Source organism: Defluviicoccus vanus, from assembly GCF_014672695.1.
GTDB lineage: Bacteria > Pseudomonadota > Alphaproteobacteria > Rhodospirillales > Defluviicoccaceae > Defluviicoccus > Defluviicoccus vanus.
In genome coordinates this window covers 2,773,539-2,793,073 of the sequence record NZ_CP053923.1, presented here as the reverse complement: position 1 = coordinate 2,793,073, position 19,535 = coordinate 2,773,539, and the positions used below count along the sequence as shown (strand labels likewise).

15 protein-coding genes are annotated in these 19,535 nt (G+C 63.5%); 11 read left to right on the top strand and 4 right to left on the bottom strand.

The annotated features are described in order from the left end of the window. The first annotated feature begins 176 nt into the window (after positions 1–176). Entirely contained in the window at positions 177–641 is a 465-nt protein-coding gene (locus HQ394_RS12605) for a hypothetical protein (RefSeq protein ID WP_190260555.1), read from the top strand. Here HQ394_RS12605 and HQ394_RS12600 read toward each other — a convergent pair. Continuing rightward, entirely contained in the window at positions 631–876 is a 246-nt protein-coding gene (locus HQ394_RS12600) for a hypothetical protein (protein ID WP_190260554.1), read from the bottom strand. The genes HQ394_RS12605 and HQ394_RS12600 overlap by 11 nt on opposite strands. Positions 877–968: 92 nt before the next feature. Here HQ394_RS12600 and HQ394_RS12595 point away from each other — a divergent pair, with 92 nt between their 5' ends. From HQ394_RS12595 to HQ394_RS12580, 3 genes are all read left to right on the top strand, one after another. Then, positions 969–1,343: a hypothetical protein gene (locus tag HQ394_RS12595; RefSeq protein WP_190260553.1), complete on the top strand. Its 375-nt coding sequence runs from the start codon at positions 969–971 to the stop codon at positions 1,341–1,343. Between the two features lie 170 nt (positions 1,344–1,513). Then, the gene (locus tag HQ394_RS12590; RefSeq protein ID WP_190260552.1) at positions 1,514–2,254 is read left to right on the top strand and encodes a fimbria/pilus periplasmic chaperone; all 741 of its coding nucleotides are present in this window, start codon (positions 1,514–1,516) and stop codon (positions 2,252–2,254) included. 2,750 nt (positions 2,255–5,004) lie between these two features. Further along, positions 5,005–5,790 carry a hypothetical protein gene (locus HQ394_RS12580; RefSeq protein ID WP_190260550.1) on the top strand — a complete coding sequence of 262 codons (786 nt, stop codon included), beginning with the start codon at positions 5,005–5,007 and terminating at the stop codon, positions 5,788–5,790. Between the two features lie 57 nt (positions 5,791–5,847). Here HQ394_RS12580 and HQ394_RS12575 read toward each other — a convergent pair whose 3' ends face one another. Then, positions 5,848–6,279 (bottom strand): hypothetical protein, encoded by a 432-nt coding sequence (locus HQ394_RS12575; protein ID WP_223291560.1) that lies wholly within the window; start codon positions 6,277–6,279, stop codon positions 5,848–5,850. 341 nt (positions 6,280–6,620) lie between these two features. Between HQ394_RS12575 and putA the strand changes: the two genes are divergently transcribed. Together putA and HQ394_RS12565 are read left to right on the top strand one after the other, a co-directional pair. Next, complete coding sequence (putA, locus tag HQ394_RS12570; RefSeq protein ID WP_190260548.1) at positions 6,621–9,767, top strand: bifunctional proline dehydrogenase/L-glutamate gamma-semialdehyde dehydrogenase PutA; 3,147 nt, start codon at positions 6,621–6,623, stop codon at positions 9,765–9,767. Positions 9,768–9,908: 141 nt separating this feature from the next. Continuing rightward, on the top strand, positions 9,909–10,262 hold the full coding sequence (locus HQ394_RS12565; protein WP_190260547.1) for a hypothetical protein: 354 nt from the start codon (positions 9,909–9,911) through the stop codon (positions 10,260–10,262). A 44-nt stretch (positions 10,263–10,306) separates the two neighbouring features. On the opposite strand, the gene rfaE1 is transcribed toward HQ394_RS12565, so the two are convergent. Both rfaE1 and HQ394_RS12555 read right to left on the bottom strand, forming a co-directional pair. After that, positions 10,307–11,770: a D-glycero-beta-D-manno-heptose-7-phosphate kinase gene (gene rfaE1, locus HQ394_RS12560; RefSeq protein ID WP_190260546.1), complete on the bottom strand. Its 1,464-nt coding sequence runs from the start codon at positions 11,768–11,770 to the stop codon at positions 10,307–10,309. Next, entirely contained in the window at positions 11,767–12,345 is a 579-nt protein-coding gene (locus tag HQ394_RS12555; protein WP_190260545.1) for a D-sedoheptulose 7-phosphate isomerase, read from the bottom strand. The genes rfaE1 and HQ394_RS12555 overlap by 4 nt, the downstream gene beginning before the upstream one ends. Positions 12,346–12,645: 300 nt before the next feature. On the opposite strand from HQ394_RS12555, the gene HQ394_RS12550 reads away from it, so the two are divergent. The 5 genes from HQ394_RS12550 (at position 12,646) to urtC (ending at position 19,532) form a co-directional block, all read left to right on the top strand. Next, positions 12,646–14,178: a glycosyltransferase family 9 protein gene (locus HQ394_RS12550; RefSeq protein ID WP_456151424.1), complete on the top strand. Its 1,533-nt coding sequence runs from the start codon at positions 12,646–12,648 to the stop codon at positions 14,176–14,178. Between the two features lie 285 nt (positions 14,179–14,463). Continuing rightward, positions 14,464–15,621, top strand: a complete 1,158-nt coding sequence (locus HQ394_RS12545; RefSeq protein ID WP_407644701.1) for an ABC transporter substrate-binding protein — start codon at positions 14,464–14,466, stop codon at positions 15,619–15,621. Further along, on the top strand, positions 15,566–15,682 hold the full coding sequence (locus HQ394_RS21200; protein ID WP_407644700.1) for a transporter substrate-binding protein: 117 nt from the start codon (positions 15,566–15,568) through the stop codon (positions 15,680–15,682). Before HQ394_RS12545 ends, HQ394_RS21200 begins: the two co-directional genes overlap by 56 nt. Positions 15,683–15,933: 251 nt before the next feature. Continuing rightward, positions 15,934–17,595: an urea ABC transporter permease subunit UrtB gene (urtB, locus tag HQ394_RS12540; protein WP_190263292.1), complete on the top strand. Its 1,662-nt coding sequence runs from the start codon at positions 15,934–15,936 to the stop codon at positions 17,593–17,595. Next, positions 17,592–19,532 (top strand): urea ABC transporter permease subunit UrtC, encoded by a 1,941-nt coding sequence (gene urtC, locus HQ394_RS21570; RefSeq protein ID WP_190260543.1) that lies wholly within the window; start codon positions 17,592–17,594, stop codon positions 19,530–19,532. The genes urtB and urtC overlap by 4 nt, the downstream gene beginning before the upstream one ends. Positions 19,533–19,535: the final 3 nt, after the last annotated feature.

The window sequence follows — 19,535 nt, the reverse complement described above, 5'->3', positions numbered from 1 at the left end:
CGAATGGGCTAAAGGTATATAGTCCTTTTGGGGTGTATACGCGACGAGAAGATGTCCTTCTGCGCGAGTTTACCCGTTTTCGGCCGATTGCCATGATCTTGTGCTTACCATTTTATCCCCATAGCCGCCCGCTTCTCGGCATTGCCGCTGGCGCACTCATCCTCTCTGCTTCGTCCGTGGTCGCATGGGATCAGGTCCAGATCGCTCTTATTGGCGAAATCGAACGAACGTGTTCGGTATCCGCGGGGGTCAATGCCGTCGATCTCGGCGATGTGACGCGCGGCAGCCGGCGCGATCTGTCCCTTGGCGTCTCGTGTAACACCCCGTTTCAGTACACCCTCGTCTCGGCCAACGGCGGCCTTCGCCACAACGGCGGCCTGAAACGGATCGGCGGCTTTACCGATCTTCTCCCCTATCGCGTCAACGTCCTCGTCCCCACCGATACCGGCAGTGCCGCCTTCAGCTGCGCAAGCGACCAGATGACCGTTGAGGCCGGACGGTGCGCGCCGGCCGACTCAGGAGGGGGAATCGCTCTCGGTCAGACCGCGGCGCTCTCCTTGTCCTGGCAAGCCCCACCACTGCCGTTGCTCGCTGGCCGCTTCGAAGACGCGTTGACGATCAGCTTCAGTGTCAAGCCGTGACCCGGCGTGTCGTGCCACGTTCAGTCACCGCCCCCGACACTTCACGCGTCGCCATCCCCGCTGCAGCCGTTCGCGCCGATGCGGCTGTTCCCTTCCCCTTCATCTGAGGATTCCCCATGCGGAAGCTGCTTGCAGGTCCGATTTCGCTCTTGATGGTCGTCGCCGCCGGCGGCGCGGCGATGGCGGCCGGTACCACCTCCTGGCTGTTCAATTTGCGGACGACGGTGCCGGGCACCTGTTCGATTCAAAACGGCCACACGGTCAGCGCCAATAACGCCATCGTCGGCGCCCCCGGCGCCAGTCCGACGACGATCAATTTCAGCCCCGGTGAACCCCACCACGGCGCTGCTCAACGCAGCCAACGCCGTCTGGGCGGCCGATGCGATGTGCAACAATTTCGCCACCCAGGCGACGCTTGCCTCCCAATCCGGCACCATGTTCAACGCCGCGTTGCCGACCATTGTCGCCGGCGCGTTCCTCAGCAAGGTCGACTACAACGTCACCGGCAATTGGGCGTCCGTCGTCCTCGTCCCCTTGCTCGCCAATCAGCCACCGAACACGCCGACCCAGGCGTCGACACCCATCGGCGGGGCGATTAATGGCCCGTTGCAATTGACGTTCGCGGTACCGGCAAGCGGGCTGCCGCTTGTCGCCGGCAACTACACCGATGTTATGACCCTGACATTGTTCACCAACCCCTGAATGCACCACGCCATGCACGCGGCACCCCTCGGGCGGCCCTGACTGTGCCGATGCGGGATCCGAGAATGGGCCTAGTCCCGAATTCGGCACCGCCCCGGTCACCTCCTAACGAATGGGGTTTGCTCGTGCATCGGCTCCGCGTTCACCGCCAACTCATAGGAGTCAGCCGCATGCGCCGCCTCCTCTCGCTTATCGGGCTTGTCATCTTCTCTCAGTTCGCCACCCAATCCGTGCAGGCGATGAGCGTCAGCCCGATCCTGACCGACCTCGCCCCGGTCGGCCGGGAAAGTCGCAGCGCGATTACCGTCGTCAACACCGGTGCGACCACGCTTCCGGTGGAGGTGGCGGTCAATCAGCTCGATCTGGGTGAGAACGGCGAACGAACGCTGACGCCGCGCGACGATGATTTTCTTATTTTCCCGCCGCAGGCAATGATTCCCGCCGGCGCTTCGCAGGTGTTCCGTCTGCAGTGGGCAGGCGAGCCTGACATCGAGCGCAGCCGCAGCTACGCCTTCATGATCAATCAGATCCCGGTGACATCCGAGTCTGACGGGACGGTGCTGGAACTGGTCTACAGCGTCGTCGTCTACGTCAACGTCGGCCCGCTGCAAGGCGAGTCCGACCTGACCCTGGTCCGTGCCGGCCCGGTCAACGACGGTCAGGGCGGACGCAAGATCGAACTGGTGGTGGAGAATCGCGGCAGTCGTCACGACTATCTCAGCCGCGACCGCATCCTGCTGCAGGCTGCGGGTGGCGGCTGGAGGCGAGAAATTCGCGCCAGCGAGTTTGCCTCGGCGGTGGGGATCGGCCTCGTACAACCGGGTAAGACTCGCCGCTTCCTCCTGCCCGTCGAGCCTCCGGCCGGACTGACCGCTGTTAACGCCGAGGTAAGCGTCGACGAAGAACGCTGACATCCATGCCGGGAGGGGGCGACCAGCGCCGGCGCGAGCGTCCCCTCCCCCAGATCTTCCGCCTAGTGGCCTGCCGCCCAGTGGCCAGCCGATTGCTGGCGTCGCTGCTGTTGGCACTGCCGCTGCTGACGCCTCTGCCCCGCAGCGGTGCCGCCAAACCGGCATCCGGGCAATCCGGCCGAGCGGTGGAGATCGTCCTGCCTTTGCGCGATGGGCCGTTCGTTCTAGCCGAGCTGCGCGTCCGATCGAGCGGCGGCGCAGACGAGATGCAGGTGGAAGCCGAACGGCTGCTGCAGGCCATCCGGCCGATGCTGAAGACTGACGTGCAGGCCGCCATCGAGCGGGCGATCGCCGGGCGCACCTTCATCCCCCTCGACGCGCTGAACGGCAAGGGAGTGACCCTCAGCTTCGATCCCATCGCCAGCGAGCTTCGCTTCGAGGCGGAGCCGGACGCCCGGGCGCCACGACGGATCTCGGCCATCGGTTCGCCTGACGGCGTGCAAAACCGCGATTTCGCCCAACCGGCACCAGTGAGCGCCTTCGCCAACCTGCGCAGCAACCTCGATTACATCAGCCAAGCCCCCGCCGACCAGGAAACCGGCCTGATCGCGCCAGCGGGAACGCTTGATGGCGCCATGCGGCTGTTCGGCCCGGTGGTGGAGGGGGAATCCAGCTTCAATGGCGCAAACTGGTACCGGCGTGGCACCCGGGCGGTCGTCGATCTGCCGGAAGAGGTAATCCGCTTGCGGGCCGGCGATCTGTTCCTCGATCGCACCGGCTTTCAGAACGCCGAAGACATGGCCGGCATTTCCATTGCCCGGCTGTACAGCGAACTCGCTCCCGGCCGTAATGTCCGCCCCACCGGACGCCGCTCCCTGCGCATCGAGCGGCCATCCGACGTGGAAATCCTGGTCAACAATCGGCCGATGCGACGGTTGCGATTGCAGCCGGGAACCTATGACATCCAGGACTTCACCTTCTTCTCCGGCAACAATACGATCCAGATCATCGTCGAGGACGATACGGGCCGGCGCGACGTGATCGATTACTCCTTATTCTTCAGCCGCGACCTTCTCGAGCCGGGCTTGGACGAATTCGCCCTGTTCGCCGGCATCGAAGCGCCGTTGAACGACAATGAGCCCGACTACCGCCGCGACAAGCCGATCGCCAGCGGTTTCTACCGTCGCGGCCTGAGTGAGACCCTGACCGCCGGGATGAACGCCCAGAGTGACCGCAGCACCCGGATGCTCGGCCTGAGCGGCCTATGGGCGACGCCGGTCGGCAGCTTCGATGCCGATCTGGCCGGCAGTGAACGCGATGGTGACGGCCTTGGCGTGGCCTTGGCCCTGCAATGGGAGCTGCTCGACTTCGAACTGGGACCACCGGGACAGAACTCGCTGCGCGCTGCCGTCGAGACGCGCAGCGGCAACTTTGCCGCCATCAGCAGCGACGAAGCCGGTGCCGTGGCCAATCCCTTCATCGTCGATACGACGCTGAGCTACAGCCGCGAACTGGGACCTAGCACGTCTGGCAGCGTCAGTACCCGCTATGCCCTCGCCCGTGGCGACAGCGGCGACAGTTACGGCGCCGACCTGACCTTGTCGCAGCAGTTCGGACCTGAATGGGTGCTGAGCGCCACCCTCGGCTACAATCACAGCGGCAACAGCGTCAGCAGCGACAGCAGCTTCCTCGGCAACGGCGTCAGCGCCTTTGTCAGTGTGTCCTACGCCATCGATCTGCGCAGCCGGGCGCGTGCCACCTACGACACCNGCGACAATCGAACGTCGCTCAGCTATTCCCGCTATGGCGGGCAGAGCAACAACAGCTACAGCGTCGATGCGCAACTGGAGCGCACCAACGAAGACGCGTCGCTGAACGGCAACGTCACCTACTACGGCAACCGAGGCGAAATCGGCCTGGCGCACGTTGCCAATGCCACCAACCTGGACGGCGACACGATGGAGAACCGGACTTCGTTGCGGCCGGCGCTGAGCTTGGCCTACGCCGGCGGACGGGTGGCCATGGGGCGGCCGATCCTCAATTCCTTTGCCCTTGTGGGGACGGCGGCGAACCTGGACGGCCGCATCGTAACCGTCGGCGCCAGCCGACAGGAGGAGGACGCGCGGTCGGACTGGCTGATGCCGGCCACGGTCTGGGACCTGTCGCCCTACTCACCGCGCCGTCTTAACTTCGATGTCGATCAGTTGCCGGTGGGCTACGACCTCGGTGCCGGGGCGTTCGAACTCAACCCGCCGTACAAGTCCGGCTATGATCTCACCGTCGGCTCCACCTATAACATCACCGTGGTGGGGACACTACTCGACGTGCGCGGCGAAGCCGTGGCGCTCAGCGTCGGCGAAGCGGACGAGGTAGGTGGCACCGGCAAGCACACGGTCAGCGTCTTCACCAACCGGAGCGGTCGCTTTGTCGCCCAGGGCGTTGGTCCTGGCCGCTGGCGCCTGCGCCTGGACACGACGCCGCCACTCGAATTCGAGATGGTCATCTCGATGGACAGTGTCGGACTCTTCCGCGCCGGCGAGTTGCGACCGATGGGAGCAACAGGATCGAGCCGCGGCAACGGAGGCGATCAATGAAGCGACGATTCCCCGGCGAGCTTTGCTGGCTCCATGCGCCGCTGTTGGTCATGCCGGCGTCGGTCATGCCGACATTGCTCACGCTGGGGTTGCTGATGCTGGCAGCGCCGGGTCGCGCCAGGCGCCGCTTGCTCGGGGCGGATCCGCAGCACAGATTTGGCTGCCACCCTTGCCTATGACGGTTTCGCGCCGCTCGATGCCTCCGCGATCAAGGATATCCGCATCGACAACACCGGCAGCGACGACTGCGCCTACTGGCTCGCCTTCTATCGCAATCCAGCCGCACCGGCCCGGCTGGCCGATCGCATCGTCTACGAGGTGCGCGACGCGGGTGGCGGCACGCTTCTCAGCGACCGGCCACCGACCGTCGCCCCCGAACGCTTTCTCGCCACCGGCAAGGTGCGCGGCGGGCAGAGTGATCGGGTAGAATACCAGTGGACGATCCTCCGCGGCCAGGTGGTTGCGGCCGGAGCCCCGGCGGATACCATCGATCTGCGACTGTTTGAAGCCGGCACCAATACGTTGCTCGATACGCGCGCGCTCCGCCTGACCGCCAACGTCATCGCCAATGTCAGCATCAATCTGGCCGGCGCCGAAGTGTCCTCCCCGCACACCCACACGATGAATTTCGGTACGCTCGAAACCGGTGAATCGAAGTCGGTGCAGGTGCAGGTGCGCAGCAACCAGCGCTTTCGCCTTGATGTGGTGTCGACCCATGGCGGCAGAATGCGCCAGGCACCTCCCTTCGACTCCTGGTGGGTGGACTACACGGCCAGCCTCGGCGAACGGACCCTGCACTTTCCCGACAGCATCGGCCCCTTCGATTCGACCACCGTCAACGGCCTGTCGATGCCGTTCCGTGTCACCATCGGCGACGTCAGCAATAAGCGGGCGGGCGTCTATCGCGACGAGATCACCATCACCATTGCGCCAGCTGCCTGACGCGCGGCGGCAGGTCCCAAGTCCGCGGCATCCTCCACCATCGCGCCAGATTACCCGTTACCGCGGCACGATCTGCAGCGTGATGTTTGACACCGCGAGTTGGCCCTGCTGCGGGGTGATGATCGCCAACGGCCGGAAGCGATGCGCCGCCGTCGGCTCCTCGGCGAGGGTGGTCATGCCGCTGGCACTCGCCTGCACCCGGCGACCGCCATACTCGAACCAGAGCGAAGTGCCGGCAGATGGCGCCGGATGGAGAGCGATCACCCGGTAGCCGGCGGGGGCATTGCAGAACTCCTCCGCCGTTACCGCTGCGTTCGCCGATGCCGGCAAGGCGTTGTCGAGGTCGATCCGACAGATTGTCGGTACGTTAAGACCAAGCCGGAACGTTAACACATGGTCGCCTCTGGCACTCGCATGGCCGGACGCAATTAGTGCCGCAAGGCCGATAAGCGTGCCGAAAAGGGCAAAAATCCCGGTTTTTGCATCCATATCGACCTTCCGCACGACAATGAACAGAAGGTTAATACAGCAATATAGCTTAACAGATGGTTAACGCCGCTGGTTCCTGTTAATACAGTGTTTATATAAGCTTATATATTACTAACACATATTCCCAAATTAATTTAGTATAATTTATTTTTCTTTTCCCCATATGAGCTACTTCTGCAGATTTTAGGCCTTATATTAGTATTGCCGTCCACTGCTGTTGGCGCCCGAAGCCACCTCCATCGCCATCTTGCCGCTTTGGCCTCACTTGTGACCCGGGCGCGGCAAGCCATGTGCAAGGGGAAAGTCCTTTCGCGCCGCCGCCGCGAGCATGAGCCTGCAAGATGACCTTTATCGGCCCTATCGCCCCGTCGGATCCGCTCCGCAGCACCATTCAATCCTTCGTCGCTGCCGACGAGGCCACCTGCGTCGAAGCGCTGCTGGATGAACTCCAGGTCGACGCGACGACGCGGTCGCAGATCGAAACCGAAGCCGCGCAGCTGGTGGAGGCGGTTCGCCGGCGCAGCGCCAGTGGCAGCGGCCTCGACGCCTTTCTCAGCGTCTACGACCTGTCCAGTCGCGAGGGCGTGCTGTTGATGTGCCTCGCCGAGGCGCTGCTGCGCATTCCCGATGCCGCCACTGCCGATCGGCTGATCGCCGAGAAGATTGGTGGTGCCAGCTGGGATCGCCGCCTCGGCCGAGGTTCGGTCTTCGTCAACGCCTCCACCTGGGCCTTGATGTTGACCGGTCGCGTCGTCCGCTTCGGCGATGAGGGCGATGGCGCGCCGCGGTCGCTGCTGAAGCGACTGGTGGCGCGCAGCGGCGAGGCGATGATCCGCCAGGCGATGATCCAGGCGATGCGGATCATCGGCCGGCAGTTCGTTCTCGGACGAACGATAAGCGAAGCAATCGACCGCGGCCGCGAAACGGAAGCGCGCGGCTATTCCCATTCCTACGACATGCTGGGTGAGGCCGCTTGCGACGCCAGCGATGCCAGACGCCACTTCGATGCCTATGCGNGGGCAATCGAGGCGGTGGGGACGGCGGCCAGGCACCGCGGACCATGGCTTGGCCCCGGCCTGTCGATCAAGCTTTCGGCGCTGCATCCGCGCTTCGTCCACGCGCAGCGGGAGCGGATTCTGCGCGAACTGGTCCCCGCGNTCAGCGAGCTGGCGCGACTGGCGCGCGCCGCCGACATCGGCCTGTGCATCGATGCCGAGGAAGCCGACCGGCTGGAACTGACGCTCGATGTCGTCGAACGGGTGTTTGCCGACGACGGCCTCGCCGGCTGGGAGGGATTAGGCTGCGCGGTGCAGGCCTACCAGAAGCGGGCACGACCGGTGCTCGACTGGCTGGCGGCGCTGGCACGCGGCCGGCGACGGCGGCTGGCGATCCGCCTGGTGAAGGGCGCCTACTGGGACGCCGAAATCAAGCGCGCCCAGGAACTGGGGCTGGACGACTATCCCGTGTTCAGCCGCAAGGTGAACACGGATGTCTCCTTCCTCGCCTGCGCCCGGGCGATCCTCGCCGCCCCCGATGCCTTCCGACCCGCCTTCGCCACCCACAACGCCCATACCCTGGCCGCCATCCGTGCCTTCTCACCCCCGGGCAGCGACTACGAATTCCAGCGTCTGCATGGCATGGGTGAGCCGCTCTACGATCAGCTGCTGGCTGACTGCCCTGGCCTCGCCTGTCGCATCTATGCGCCGGTGGGCGGCCACGAGGAGCTGCTTGCCTACCTGGTTCGCCGCCTGCTCGAGAACGGCTCGAACACGTCTTTCGTCAACCGCATCGTCGATGCCGCCCGCCCGGTCGCCTCGATCGTCGCCGATCCGCTGCAGCGCGCCGCAGCTCACCCGACGAAACGACATCCGCACATCCCCCGCCCGGTCGATCTGTTCGGCTGCGAGCGACGCAATGCCCGCGGCCTCGATCTAAGCGACCCACCGACCCTGGCGCAGCTGGCCGCAGCCCTTGCTGCCGCCGGCCCCTGGACAGCGGCGCCGTTGATAGCCGGCGCGAGCGATCCTAGCGGCAACCGGCGGCCTGTCACCTTCCCCGGAGACAGGCGCCAGAGTGTGGGTTGGGTGATTGATGCCACACCGGCGCAGCTGGAGCAGGCGATGCAGGCGGCTGCCCGCGCGGTGCCCATGTGGCAGGCCACGGCAGTTGATGCCCGCGCCCACTGTCTCGATCGCGCCGCCGATCTGCTCGAGGACCGGACAGCAGAGTTCATGGCGCTCTGTGTGCTCGAAGCAGGCAAAACGATCGCCGACGCGGCGGCGGAAGTGCGCGAGGCGGTAGACTTCTGCCGCTACTACGCCGCCAGCGCCCGCCGTGAGCTGGCGCAACCGATCCTGCTGCCGGGGCCAACCGGCGAGCGGAACACCCTGTCGCGCTGCGGTCGCGGCGTCTTCGTCTGCATCAGCCCCTGGAACTTTCCCTTGGCGATCTTCCTTGGCCAGGTTGCCGCGGCGCTGGTCACCGGTAATGCGGTGATCGCCAAGCCGGCGGAGCAGACCTGCCTGATCGCCGAACGCTGCACCCGGCTGTTGCACCAAGCCGGCGTCCCGGTGGCAGCCCTGCAGCTGTTGCCGGGCGACGGGAGCATCGGCGAGCGGTTGGTCGCTGCCGACGCCACCGCCGGGGTGGCGTTTACCGGCTCCTTCGCCACGGCGAAGGCGATCGNNAACGCACACCTAGCCGCGCGCGCCGGGCCGATCGTGCCGCTCGTCGCCGAGACCGGTGGGCAGAACGCGATGATCGTCGACTCCTCCGCCCTGACCGAGCAGGTCGTCGCCGACGTGGTCACCTCTGCCTTTCGTAGTGCCGGCCAGCGCTGCTCGGCGCTGCGGGTGCTATTCGTACAACGGGAGATCGCCGCCCGTATCGAACGCAGCCTCGCAGGTGCCATGGATGAACTGGTGATCGGCGATCCACGCCTGCTCGCGACGGACGTCGGCCCGGTCATCAGCGAGGCAGCCGCCGCGGTACTGAGGTCGCACGACGCCCGCCTGNCGGCGGAAGCGCGGCTGATCCATCGCTGCATCCTCCCCGCCGCCTGCACCGATGGCACCTTTGTCGCCCCCGCCGCCTTCGCCATCGACCGCCTGGACCAACTCACCGAAGAGGTCTTCGGGCCAATCCTGCACTTGATTGCCTATGAACAAGACCGCCTCGAGGATGTTTTCACGGCCATCGACGCCACAGGTTGCGGCTTGACGCTGGGTATCCATAGCAGGATTGACAGCTTCACTGAGCGCGTCCGCCACCGCCTGCGCGTCGGCAATGTTTACGTCAATCGCAGCATCATCGGCGCGGTGGTAGGGGCGCAGCCCTTTGGTGGCGAAGGACTGTCGGGGACCGGGCCAAAGGCAGGCGGGCCCTGGTATCTGCACCGCTTCCTGACCGAACGGGTGACCTCGGTCAACACCACGGCGGCCGGCGGCAACGCCGACCTGCTCGCTCTTGACGATGGGGAGCCTGATTAACCAGAAGACCGACGCAGCGCTGTTGAGATAGTCGCCGCAAGCTGTTAGTCGTCTCGGCGTGTCGACCGCGGTTGCCGTACCCGGCATGCCGTAATCGGGCCAACAGGTATCAGGCCAGCGGGTATCAGAATTGTGCTGCGGATGAGCAAGGCAAAACGAGGCTTGGTAAACCAGCGGCGACGACCGTCGCTTCATGCGATCGGCATCGTGGTTGCCCTTGCCTCAGGCATTGGCGCCTGCTCGCAACCCTACGCTTGGCGCAGCGATGAGAACAATCGTGAGTCGCCGCGGTTCGGTAAGCCACTGCAGGAAGGTGAAGTGGTCTCGGTTTGCTATGCAAGCGGCACCAGCGAGGCGGACCTCCAACAGGTCGCCAACGCCAGGTGTGCGGAGATCGGCCGCACCGCCACCGCCGTGGGCAGTGAGTTCGGGCGCTGTCCGCTGCTGACGCCGAAGGAAGCCCTCTACCGCTGCGACGACGTCCCCGTCAACTGAGTCGCAGCGACGGCGAAGCCAGCGATTTTACCGCCGCGGGCCGGCTAAGTCGACATCTGCATGATCGTCGACGTGGTGCTGAAACCGGCCTCAAGCTTGGCCAGCACCACCTTGCCGCCGTAGGTCTGGACCACGTCGGCACCAACCACCTGATCGATTTGATAATCGGCCCCCTTGACCAGAACATCCGGGCGGAGTGCCTCGATCAGCCGCAGCGGCGTGTCTTCGTCGAAGATGAGGACCAGATCCACCATGGCCAGCGATGCAAGCACCACCGCGCGCGCTGCTTCTACCTGGACCGGACGGGTGGGCCCTTTCAGCCGGCGAACGGAATCGTCGCTGTTAACCCCGACCACCAGCCGGTCACAATGCCGGCGGGCCTGCAGCAGAAGCGAAATGTGGCCGGGGTGAACCAGATCGAAGCAGCCGTTGGTGAAACCGACGCTCAGCCCCTTGCGTCGCCAGGTCGCCACCTGCGCGCAGGCCGCTTCCAGCGTTCGCACCTTGTGCTCGGCGATCTGCACATCCGAATGCCGTAGCGCTTCGAGGATTTCGTCCACCGTCGTCACCGCGGTGCCGACCTTGGCGACGACGAGTCCGGCCGCGGTGTTGGCGATCTTCACTGCTTGCGGCAGATCGGCTCCCGCCGCCAGCATCGCCGCCAATGTGGCAACGACGGTATCACCAGCGCCGGAGACGTCGAAAACCTCCAGCGCCGCGGCCGGCAGATGGTTGCTGTCGCCACTGCTGGTGACGTACGCCATGCCGTCGGCGCCCAGTGTGGCAACCACCGCGCCAACACCGTGGCGTTCGATCAGCCGTCGCCCGGCGACGATGGCGTCCTCGGCCGACATCACCGGCAGGCCGCTGGCCTCGCTCAACTCGTTCCGGTTCGGCGTCAACACGTCGGCGCCGCGGTAGCGCTCGTAGTCACGCCCTTTCGGGTCCACCACGACCGGCTTACCCGCCGCGTCGGCCATGCTGATCAGTTCCCCGGCGATCCCTTCGTCGAGGACCCCNTTCTTGTAATCGGACAACACCAGAATCGCCGATTCTCGCATCGCCGCCCGCGCCGCCTGCAGCAATGCTTCACGTCCGGCAGCGGAGAGCGAACGAACGGTCTCCCGATCAGCGCGCAACACCTGTTGACTCCCGGCGATGTAGCGCGACTTGACCGAGGTCTGCCGCTCCGCCTCGATAATCAGGTCGTAGAGGACCATCGGTTCAGCGGCGAGCAGTCGATCAATCTCGGCGGCCGCCCTGTCCTCGCCCGCGGCGGCGACAAAGCGCGCCCGGGCCCCCATGGCGGAGAGATTGCGGACGACGTTGCCGGCACCGCCCAGCATCATCGATTCCCGCTGGACATGAATGACCGGGACCGGCGCTTCCGGCGAGATCCGCTCGATGCTGCCATAGAGAAAGCGGTCAAGCATCACATCGCCGACACAGGTGATGCTTACCCCGTCCATCGATTCGAGGTAATTGGCCAACAGGGTATAGTCGCTCATACCAGCCCCAATTCCGTCTCAAGCGCGCCACACAGCATATGCCCGAGGAGGATATGCATCTCCTGGATGCGTGCGGTCGTGACGGACGGCACGACAAGTAGCGGATCGGCAAGGCCAACCATGCGCCCTCCCTGCCGGCCGGCAAACCCGGCGGCAATACAGCCGCGCTTGTGCGCCGCCCGCAAGCCGGCAAGGACGTTCTCGCTGTTGCCCGAAGTCGAAATGCCGATGCAGACGTCGCCGGCGCGGCAAATCGCCTCCACCTGGCGCGAAAACAGCTGATCGAAACCAAGATCGTTGCCGATCGCCGTCAACGCCGAGGTATCGGTGGTCAGTGCCAGGGCTGGAATCGGCGCGCGATCGCGGATGTAACGGACGGAGAGTTCGGTGGCCAGGTGCTGAGCATCGGCGGCGCTGCCACCGTTGCCAAAGAAAACGATCTTACCCTCCGCCTGAACCGCGCGAATACAGAGCTGCAGCAAGCGGCTGAAGGGGTCACGTAGCACCCGCCTCGTCTCGGCCACAACGGCCGCGTGATCGTCAAACTCTGAATTGAACAGATCGATCTCGGCCATTAAATCCGATTTACCCTCCGAATGAGCCCTGAATGAGATGGAAATTGTGAACCAACTCGGCCTGCGAACACAATCAACTTAGGCATTACAGGGACAAACGGCGTGCGGCTGGCCACTTGGCACTCAGACACCCGCAGTCGAAAGCGCGGCTCCGGGCCCTACCGCGACGTCTAGACGACCATTAGATCGAGCGCTATACGACAGCCCTACAACCTGCCCGCTGCCCGGTCAACCCTAAAGGCCTTATCAGCCCTTGCGCGACAGCATTCGTCGGATAGCGGCCAACGCTGGGACCTTGGAATGTTTGACGTAGAAGCCTGCGTGACTTGGCTGCGCCGGTCCTCAAAAAATCCCCAAAACGCACCCGCCGAACTGGCGCGGCTAAAAAGCGAACTCGCACGCGCTTGCGCCGAGATCACGACACTGCGCAAACAAACCGGCCTGTTCACACGCCAGCTTCAACTGTATCGCGAGCGCGAAAGTGGCAAGAGACGGATTACCCGCTTCCGCCGCGGCTGGAAATTCTGCAAGAGAACAGTCAGAGGCCTGTTCGCAAATAAATTGATAAAAGAAATCGAGAGTAAATCTAATTATATTAATCCAGAATTTTGTAATAGCATTGCTGACCAACCAATACTGGAATGTGCTGACAAACCGATACTGGAATGTGCTGACAAACCGATACTGAAATACGATAGTTTGCGGCAGCGGGCTAGCACGCTACCAGCGTCGCCTCGCATTCTCGTTCTGAAGCTGGATCACATCGGCGATTTTATTCTGGCAATCGAGCCTTTTGCTGCAATACGCCACTATTGGCCGACCGCCCACATCACATTGGTGTGCGGCCCTTGGGGCGTGCCGCTGGCCGAACGGCTGGGATACTTTGACGTGGTCGTGCCATGCGTATTCTTTCCACCGACCTCGGCGGACTGGGTCGGCGACGTCTCGCAGGGGATGACGAACTTCCTCAGTCTCGATCTCGGTGCCTTCGATATAGCGATCGATCTACGCCATGACCCCGATACCAGGCTTTTGCTGCCACTCATCGATACCCGCTTCCGCATTGGCTTTGTCGCCGACGGCGAAACCGCCTGCCTCGATCTGGCGTTGCCCTCATGCGAACNNCGAACAAGGACTCCGGGCAAGTCTGGCCGGNCACTTGACGCAATCAGCCGCTTGATGCTCCTGGTGGACGCGGCTGGCGGCGTGTTTGCCCGTCCGCCGACTGCCAGTGCGCACGTATTGGCGACCGATTCCGCCTTCGACTTCAAGTTAGGCGGCCGCCCTGTGGTCGCCGTTGCGCCGGGCGCCGGGCGGCCGATCCGCAAGTGGCCGGTCGATCGCCTCGCTGCCGTCTGCGCGGCGCTGGTTGACCGTCTCGGCTGCGCCATCGTTGTCATCGGCGGCGCCAGCGACAGCAACGACGCCGAACAGATCGCGGCGAGCCTGCCACACGACCACTGCCTCGACCTCACCGGCAAGATCGAGTTGCTCAGACTCCCCGACGTTCTGAAGGCGGTCACACTCTTTATTGGCAACGACTCTGGCCCGACGCATCTCGCCGCCCGCCTCGGCGTGCCTACCGTCCAGATCTGCTGCGGTGTGAGCGACGTGGATATCTGGCACGTCAGTGGCCCGGCGGTCGCCGTCCTGCGGGTGCCCGTTACTTGTGCCCCTTGCCGGCTGGAGCGCGCCGAACTGTGCCCCTACGCGGTGAAGTGCCTGACGCTAATCGAAGCCTCCGCCGTCATCGACGCGGCGACGGAGTTGCTGCGCACCGCCGGTTTCGAAGTGATGCCAGCGCACGGCAGCGTGTGCAACGGCGCCGACTGAAAGCCGCAGCGCCCCGCGGCAGGATTTAGACGAAGGCGACATTTGCCTAAATCAGCGGCGGCAGGGCTGCAGCCTATCGCGGCACTTGATTATTTTTTAGTCATACTAGCGTGTGCGCATGTATCGCTTGACAGCATCATGCGCACACGCTGGCACCAGTGAATCGTTGCCCAGGCGCGAGAATTTAGCGCCACCGGGCCCGCAAACCGCCGCCTCTGTTTGGCCTTGTTCTTGCTTCGACTGCGCTCGACACACGTTCGGGTCGCGGATTGGAGGGAGAAGCGTATGCGGAGACTTTTCGGAACGGCCGTACTCGCCGTCGTCTTGGCGTTTGCGACGGCGATCGGTGCGCCAAGCTACGCGCAAACGAAGAGCGAAGCGAAGAAGGAGGACGTGATCAAGGTCGGTATCCTGCATTCGCTGTCGGGAACCATGGCCATCAGCGAAAGCACGCTTAAAGACGTGATGCTGATGCTGATTGAAGAACAAAACAGGAAGGGCGGCCTGCTTGGGAAGAAATTGGTTCCCGTGGTCGTCGATCCGGCCTCCAACTGGCCGCTATTCGCCGAGAAGATGCGTGACCTGTTGCAGAAAGAAAAGGTGGACGTCGTCTTCTGCTGTTGGACGTCGGTCTCACGTAAATCGGTTCTGCCTGTGGTCGAAGAATTGAATGGCGTCGTCTTCTATCCGGTTCAGTATGAAGGTGAAGAGTGTTCAAGGAACATTTTTTACACCGGAGCGGCACCGAACCAGCAGGCGATTCCCGCGGTCGACTACATGCTGAGTGAGGAAGGCGGTGGCANNAAGCGCATTGTCCTGCTTGGTACGGACTATGTCTATCCACGCACGACCAACAAGATTTTGCGTTCCTACTTGCACACCAAGGGGATCACCGACGCCGATATTATGGAGAACTATACGCCCTTCGGACAGTCCGATTGGCAAACCATCGTCGCCGATGTGAAAAAGTTCGCGTCGCAAGGCAAGAAGACGGCGGTCATCTCGACAATCAACGGTGATGCCAACGTCCCCTTCTATAAAGAACTCGGCAACCAGGGCATCAAAGCGGAAGACATCCCTGTCATCGCTTTCTCGGTTGGTGAAGAAGAGTTGGCCGGCATCGACACCAAGCCTCTCGTTGGCCAGTTGGCGGCATGGAATTATTTCCAAAGCGTCAACACTCCCGACAATGAAGCTTTCATCAAGAATTGGCGCGAGTTCACCAAGAACCCGAAGCGGGTGACCAACGACNCCCATGGAAGCGCATTTCATTGGCTTCAACATGTGGGTGCAAGCAGTCGAGCAGGCGGGGACAACCGACAGCGATGCCGTTCGTCAGGCGATGATCGGCCAGAAAGCCCCCAACCTCACTGGCGGCACCGCGGTGATGAACGTCAATCACCACCTGTCGAAGCCGGTGTTGATCGGCGAGATCCTTCCTGATGGCCAGTTTCAGGTGGTCTGGAAGACCAAAGAGCTGGTNCAAGGGCGACGCCTGGTCTGATTTTCTTCCCGATAGTGCCAAGCTGACCTGCGACTGGACCTTCCCGTGGGTCTGCGGCAACTGTGAAAAGCCCCGGTTTGGCAACAGTCCGCCTGCCGGATTGTGATCTCTACCTAAGATCTTTACCTCGCATTCGGCGCANNAGTGAGCGGAACGATTTTCGCCTGCTTGCGCCGCCCTTAAGCCACGTTCAGCCAAAACGGCAGGTGGGTGTGATCTCGCTCCTTTCAGTCTCCCCGGTTCGTGCGACGATGCGACTGCCGCTTTCTACGGCGCGCGCAACCGTACGACTGGCGTTTGCCGTTCTGGTGAGCTGCCTCGTGCTCCTCGGCCTCGACGCGCGCGCCAGCGCCTCCGAGGCGCCATCATCCGACTTCACCGCTCAGGTACAGCGTCTTGCCGTGGGCAGCTTCCAGGACAAGATCGACGCGGTGGGCGTTCTCGCCGCGTCCGGTAACCCGCGTGCCGAAGCGGTGCTGCAGGCGATGGTGGACGGCCGGCTCTACCTCTACGGCGATAACCGTACGGTAACCATCGGCGAGGAGCGTGGGCAGGTCCTGATCCTCTACGACACCACCACCGGTGCGGAGATTACCCAGGTTCCGCGGCAATCGGTCGATCCCGTCATCCTCAATAATCGGCTGCGCGGCATGCTGCGCGCGGCACTGGGTTCACTGATGCTGCTGAACGCCGACGCCGACAAACGCGCCGCGGCGGCGGATGCGATCTTCAAGTCCCTTGATGCGCAGCAANCTCCCCTGCTCCATCAGGCCTTGCAGCGTGAACCCAACGCCGACACCAAGGCCCGCATTCAGCGCGCCCTGGCAGCAGTCACCCTCAACGCCGACGGTCCCGTCGCGGAACGGGTGAACGCGGCCGAGACGCTGGGTGGCTTCGCAGATCCGGACGTGCGCTCACTGCTCGCCAGCATGGCGGAGAAAACGACCGATCCGACGGTGCAAACCGCGGTAACGACGGCGCTCGCCAGCGTCGAAGGACGCCTCGCCGTCTGGTCGGCAGTCAGCAACCTGTTCCAGGGCATCAGTCTCGGCTCGGTCCTGCTGCTGGCCGCGGTCGGCCTCGCCATCACCTTCGGCGTCATGGGCGTCATCAACATGGCGCATGGCGAGTTGGTGATGATCGGCGCCTATACCACCTTTGTCGTCCAGGAGTGGTTTCGCAGCCATGCACCGGGCGCGCTGCCCTGGTCGATCGCCGTTGCCATCCCGCTTGCCTTTGTCGTCACCGGCCTCGTCGGCATCGCCATCGAGCGCAGCATCATCCGCTTTCTGTATGGCCGGCCGCTCGAGACCCTGCTCGCCACCTGGGGGCTCAGCCTGATCCTGCAGCAAGCGGTGCGCTCGATTTTCGGGCCAACCAACCGGGAAGTCGCCAATCCCTCGTGGATGAGCGGCAATCTGGAACTGGTGGGTGGGCTGACCCTCACCTACAACCGTATCTGGATCATCGTCTTCAGCCTGCTTGTCTTCGGTCTGCTGATGGCGTTGATCCGTGGGACCTCCTTCGGCCTCAGAATGCGCGCCGTCACCCAGAACCGGCGGATGGCCGCCTCCATGGGTATCGCCACCGGACGCGTCGATGCGCTGACCTTCGGCCTCGGCTCCGGTATCGCCGGCATCGCCGGGGTGGCGCTGAGCCAAATCGACAACGTCAGCCCCAACCTGGGGCAGGGCTACATCATCGACAGCTTCATGGTCGTCGTCTTCGGCGGTGTCGGCAACCTGTGGGGAACGCTGATCGGTGCGTTCAGCCTCGGTCTCGTCAACAAGCTGCTTGAGCCCTACGCCGGCGCCGTGCTCGGCAAGATCTTCGTCCTCGTGGCGTTGATTCTTTTCATTCAGAAGCGCCCGCGGGGTTTGTTCGCCCCCAAAGGCCGGGCGGTGGAACAATGAAACCCACGGCACCAACGCGTCTTTCGCTCGCTCGCACCAGCCGACGGACAGCCTTCATCACCGTCGGGCTCCTCCTCGCTGCGGCTATCGCCATTCCGCTGTTCAATCTCATGCTGCCGGTAGACTCGCCGCTGCATATGCCTACTTATCTCGTCACTCTCCTGGGCAAGTACCTGTGCTATGCGCTGCTGGCGCTCAGCATCGATTTGATCTGGGGCTTCTGCGGCATCCTCAGCCTCGGCCATGGCGCCTTCTTCGCCCTCGGTGGCTATGCGATGGGGATGTACCTGATGCGCCAGATCGGCGACCGGGGCGTTTACGGTAATCCCATCCTCCCCGATTTCATGGTCTTCCTCAATTGGAAGGAACTGCCGTGGTACTGGCACGGCTTTGATTCCTTTGCGTTTGCCGCCCTGATGGTCGTTCTGGTGCCGGGGCTGCTGGCATTCGCTTTCGGCTGGTTCGCCTTCCGCTCCCGCGTGACCGGCGTTTATTTCTCCATCATCAGCCAAGCGCTGACCTTCGCGCTGATGCTCGCCTTCTTCCGCAACAACATGGGCTTCGGCGGCAACAACGGACTGACCGATTTCAAGGATATTCTCGGCTTCGATATTCAGGCGGACGGCACCCGCCTCGCCCTTTTCGCCGCCTCGGCGCTGATGCTGGCACTCGCCTACCTGCTGTGCCGTTGGATTGTCACTTCGCGTCTGGGCAACGTGCTGATCGCCATTCGTGACGCCGAAAGCCGGGCACGTTTCCTCGGCTACCGGGTGGAATACTATAAGCTGCTGGTTTTCGTAGTCTCTGCGGTTCTCGCCGGTATCGCCGGCGCGCTCTACGTCCCGCAGGTTGGCATCATCAACCCCGGCGAATTCGCTCCCGCCAATTCGATCGAAATCGTCATCTGGGTGGCGGTCGGCGGCCGCGGCACCCTGCATGGCGCGATCCTCGGCGCCTTCTTCGTCAACTACGCCAAGACATACCTGACCGGGGCGATCCCGGAAATCTGGCTGTTTGGCTTGGGCGCACTGTTCATCTTCGTCACCTTGTTCCTGCCGAAGGGCGTGGTCGGCACCATCAACGACTGGATCGGCCGCAACCAANGTGCGGCTGCGCCGCATGCAGACGCCGGTGACCGCAAGCCGGGAGCCCGCAGAATGATCATGGCAATTCCGCCGCTGCACGCGGCACCGGAACGCGGCGACACCCTGCTCTACCTGAACGGTGTGACCGTCAGCTTCGATGGTTTCAAGGCGCTGAACAGCCTCAGCCTCTTTATCACCGCCGGCGAAATGCGGGCGATCATCGGTCCCAACGGTGCCGGCAAGACGACGATGATGGACGTGATCACCGGCAAGACCCGTCCGCAGTCGGGCGATGTCTACTTCAACGGCGACATCGACCTGACGCAACTGGACGAAGCGCGGATCGCCAACCTCGGCATCGGCCGCAAGTTCCAGAAGCCGACCGTGTTCGAGAGCCAGAGCGTTTTCGACAATCTCAAACTGGCACTTGCCGGCCAGCGCCGTGTGTTCGAATCTTTGTTCTTCCGGCTGTCGAGCGAGCAGCGCGACCGAATCGAATCGGTGCTGCGGACCGTGTCGCTCTTCGAGAAGCGTTGGGCGCTGGCGGGCTCGCTCTCCCACGGTCAGAAACAATGGCTCGAACTGGGGATGCTGCTGATGCAGGACCCCGAGGTGCTCCTGGTGGACGAGCCGGCGGCAGGCATGACCGACGCCGAAACCGCGGCAACGGCGGAACTGCTGAAGGAGATCAACCGCAAGCACACGGTCATCGTCGTCGAGCACGACATGGTCTTCGTCCGCGCCCTCGGCGTGCACGTCACCGTCCTGCACGAAGGCTCGGTGCTTGCCGAAGGCTCGCTGGACAAGGTGCAGGCCAATCAAAAAGTGATCGAAGTCTACCTGGGGCGCTGAAGC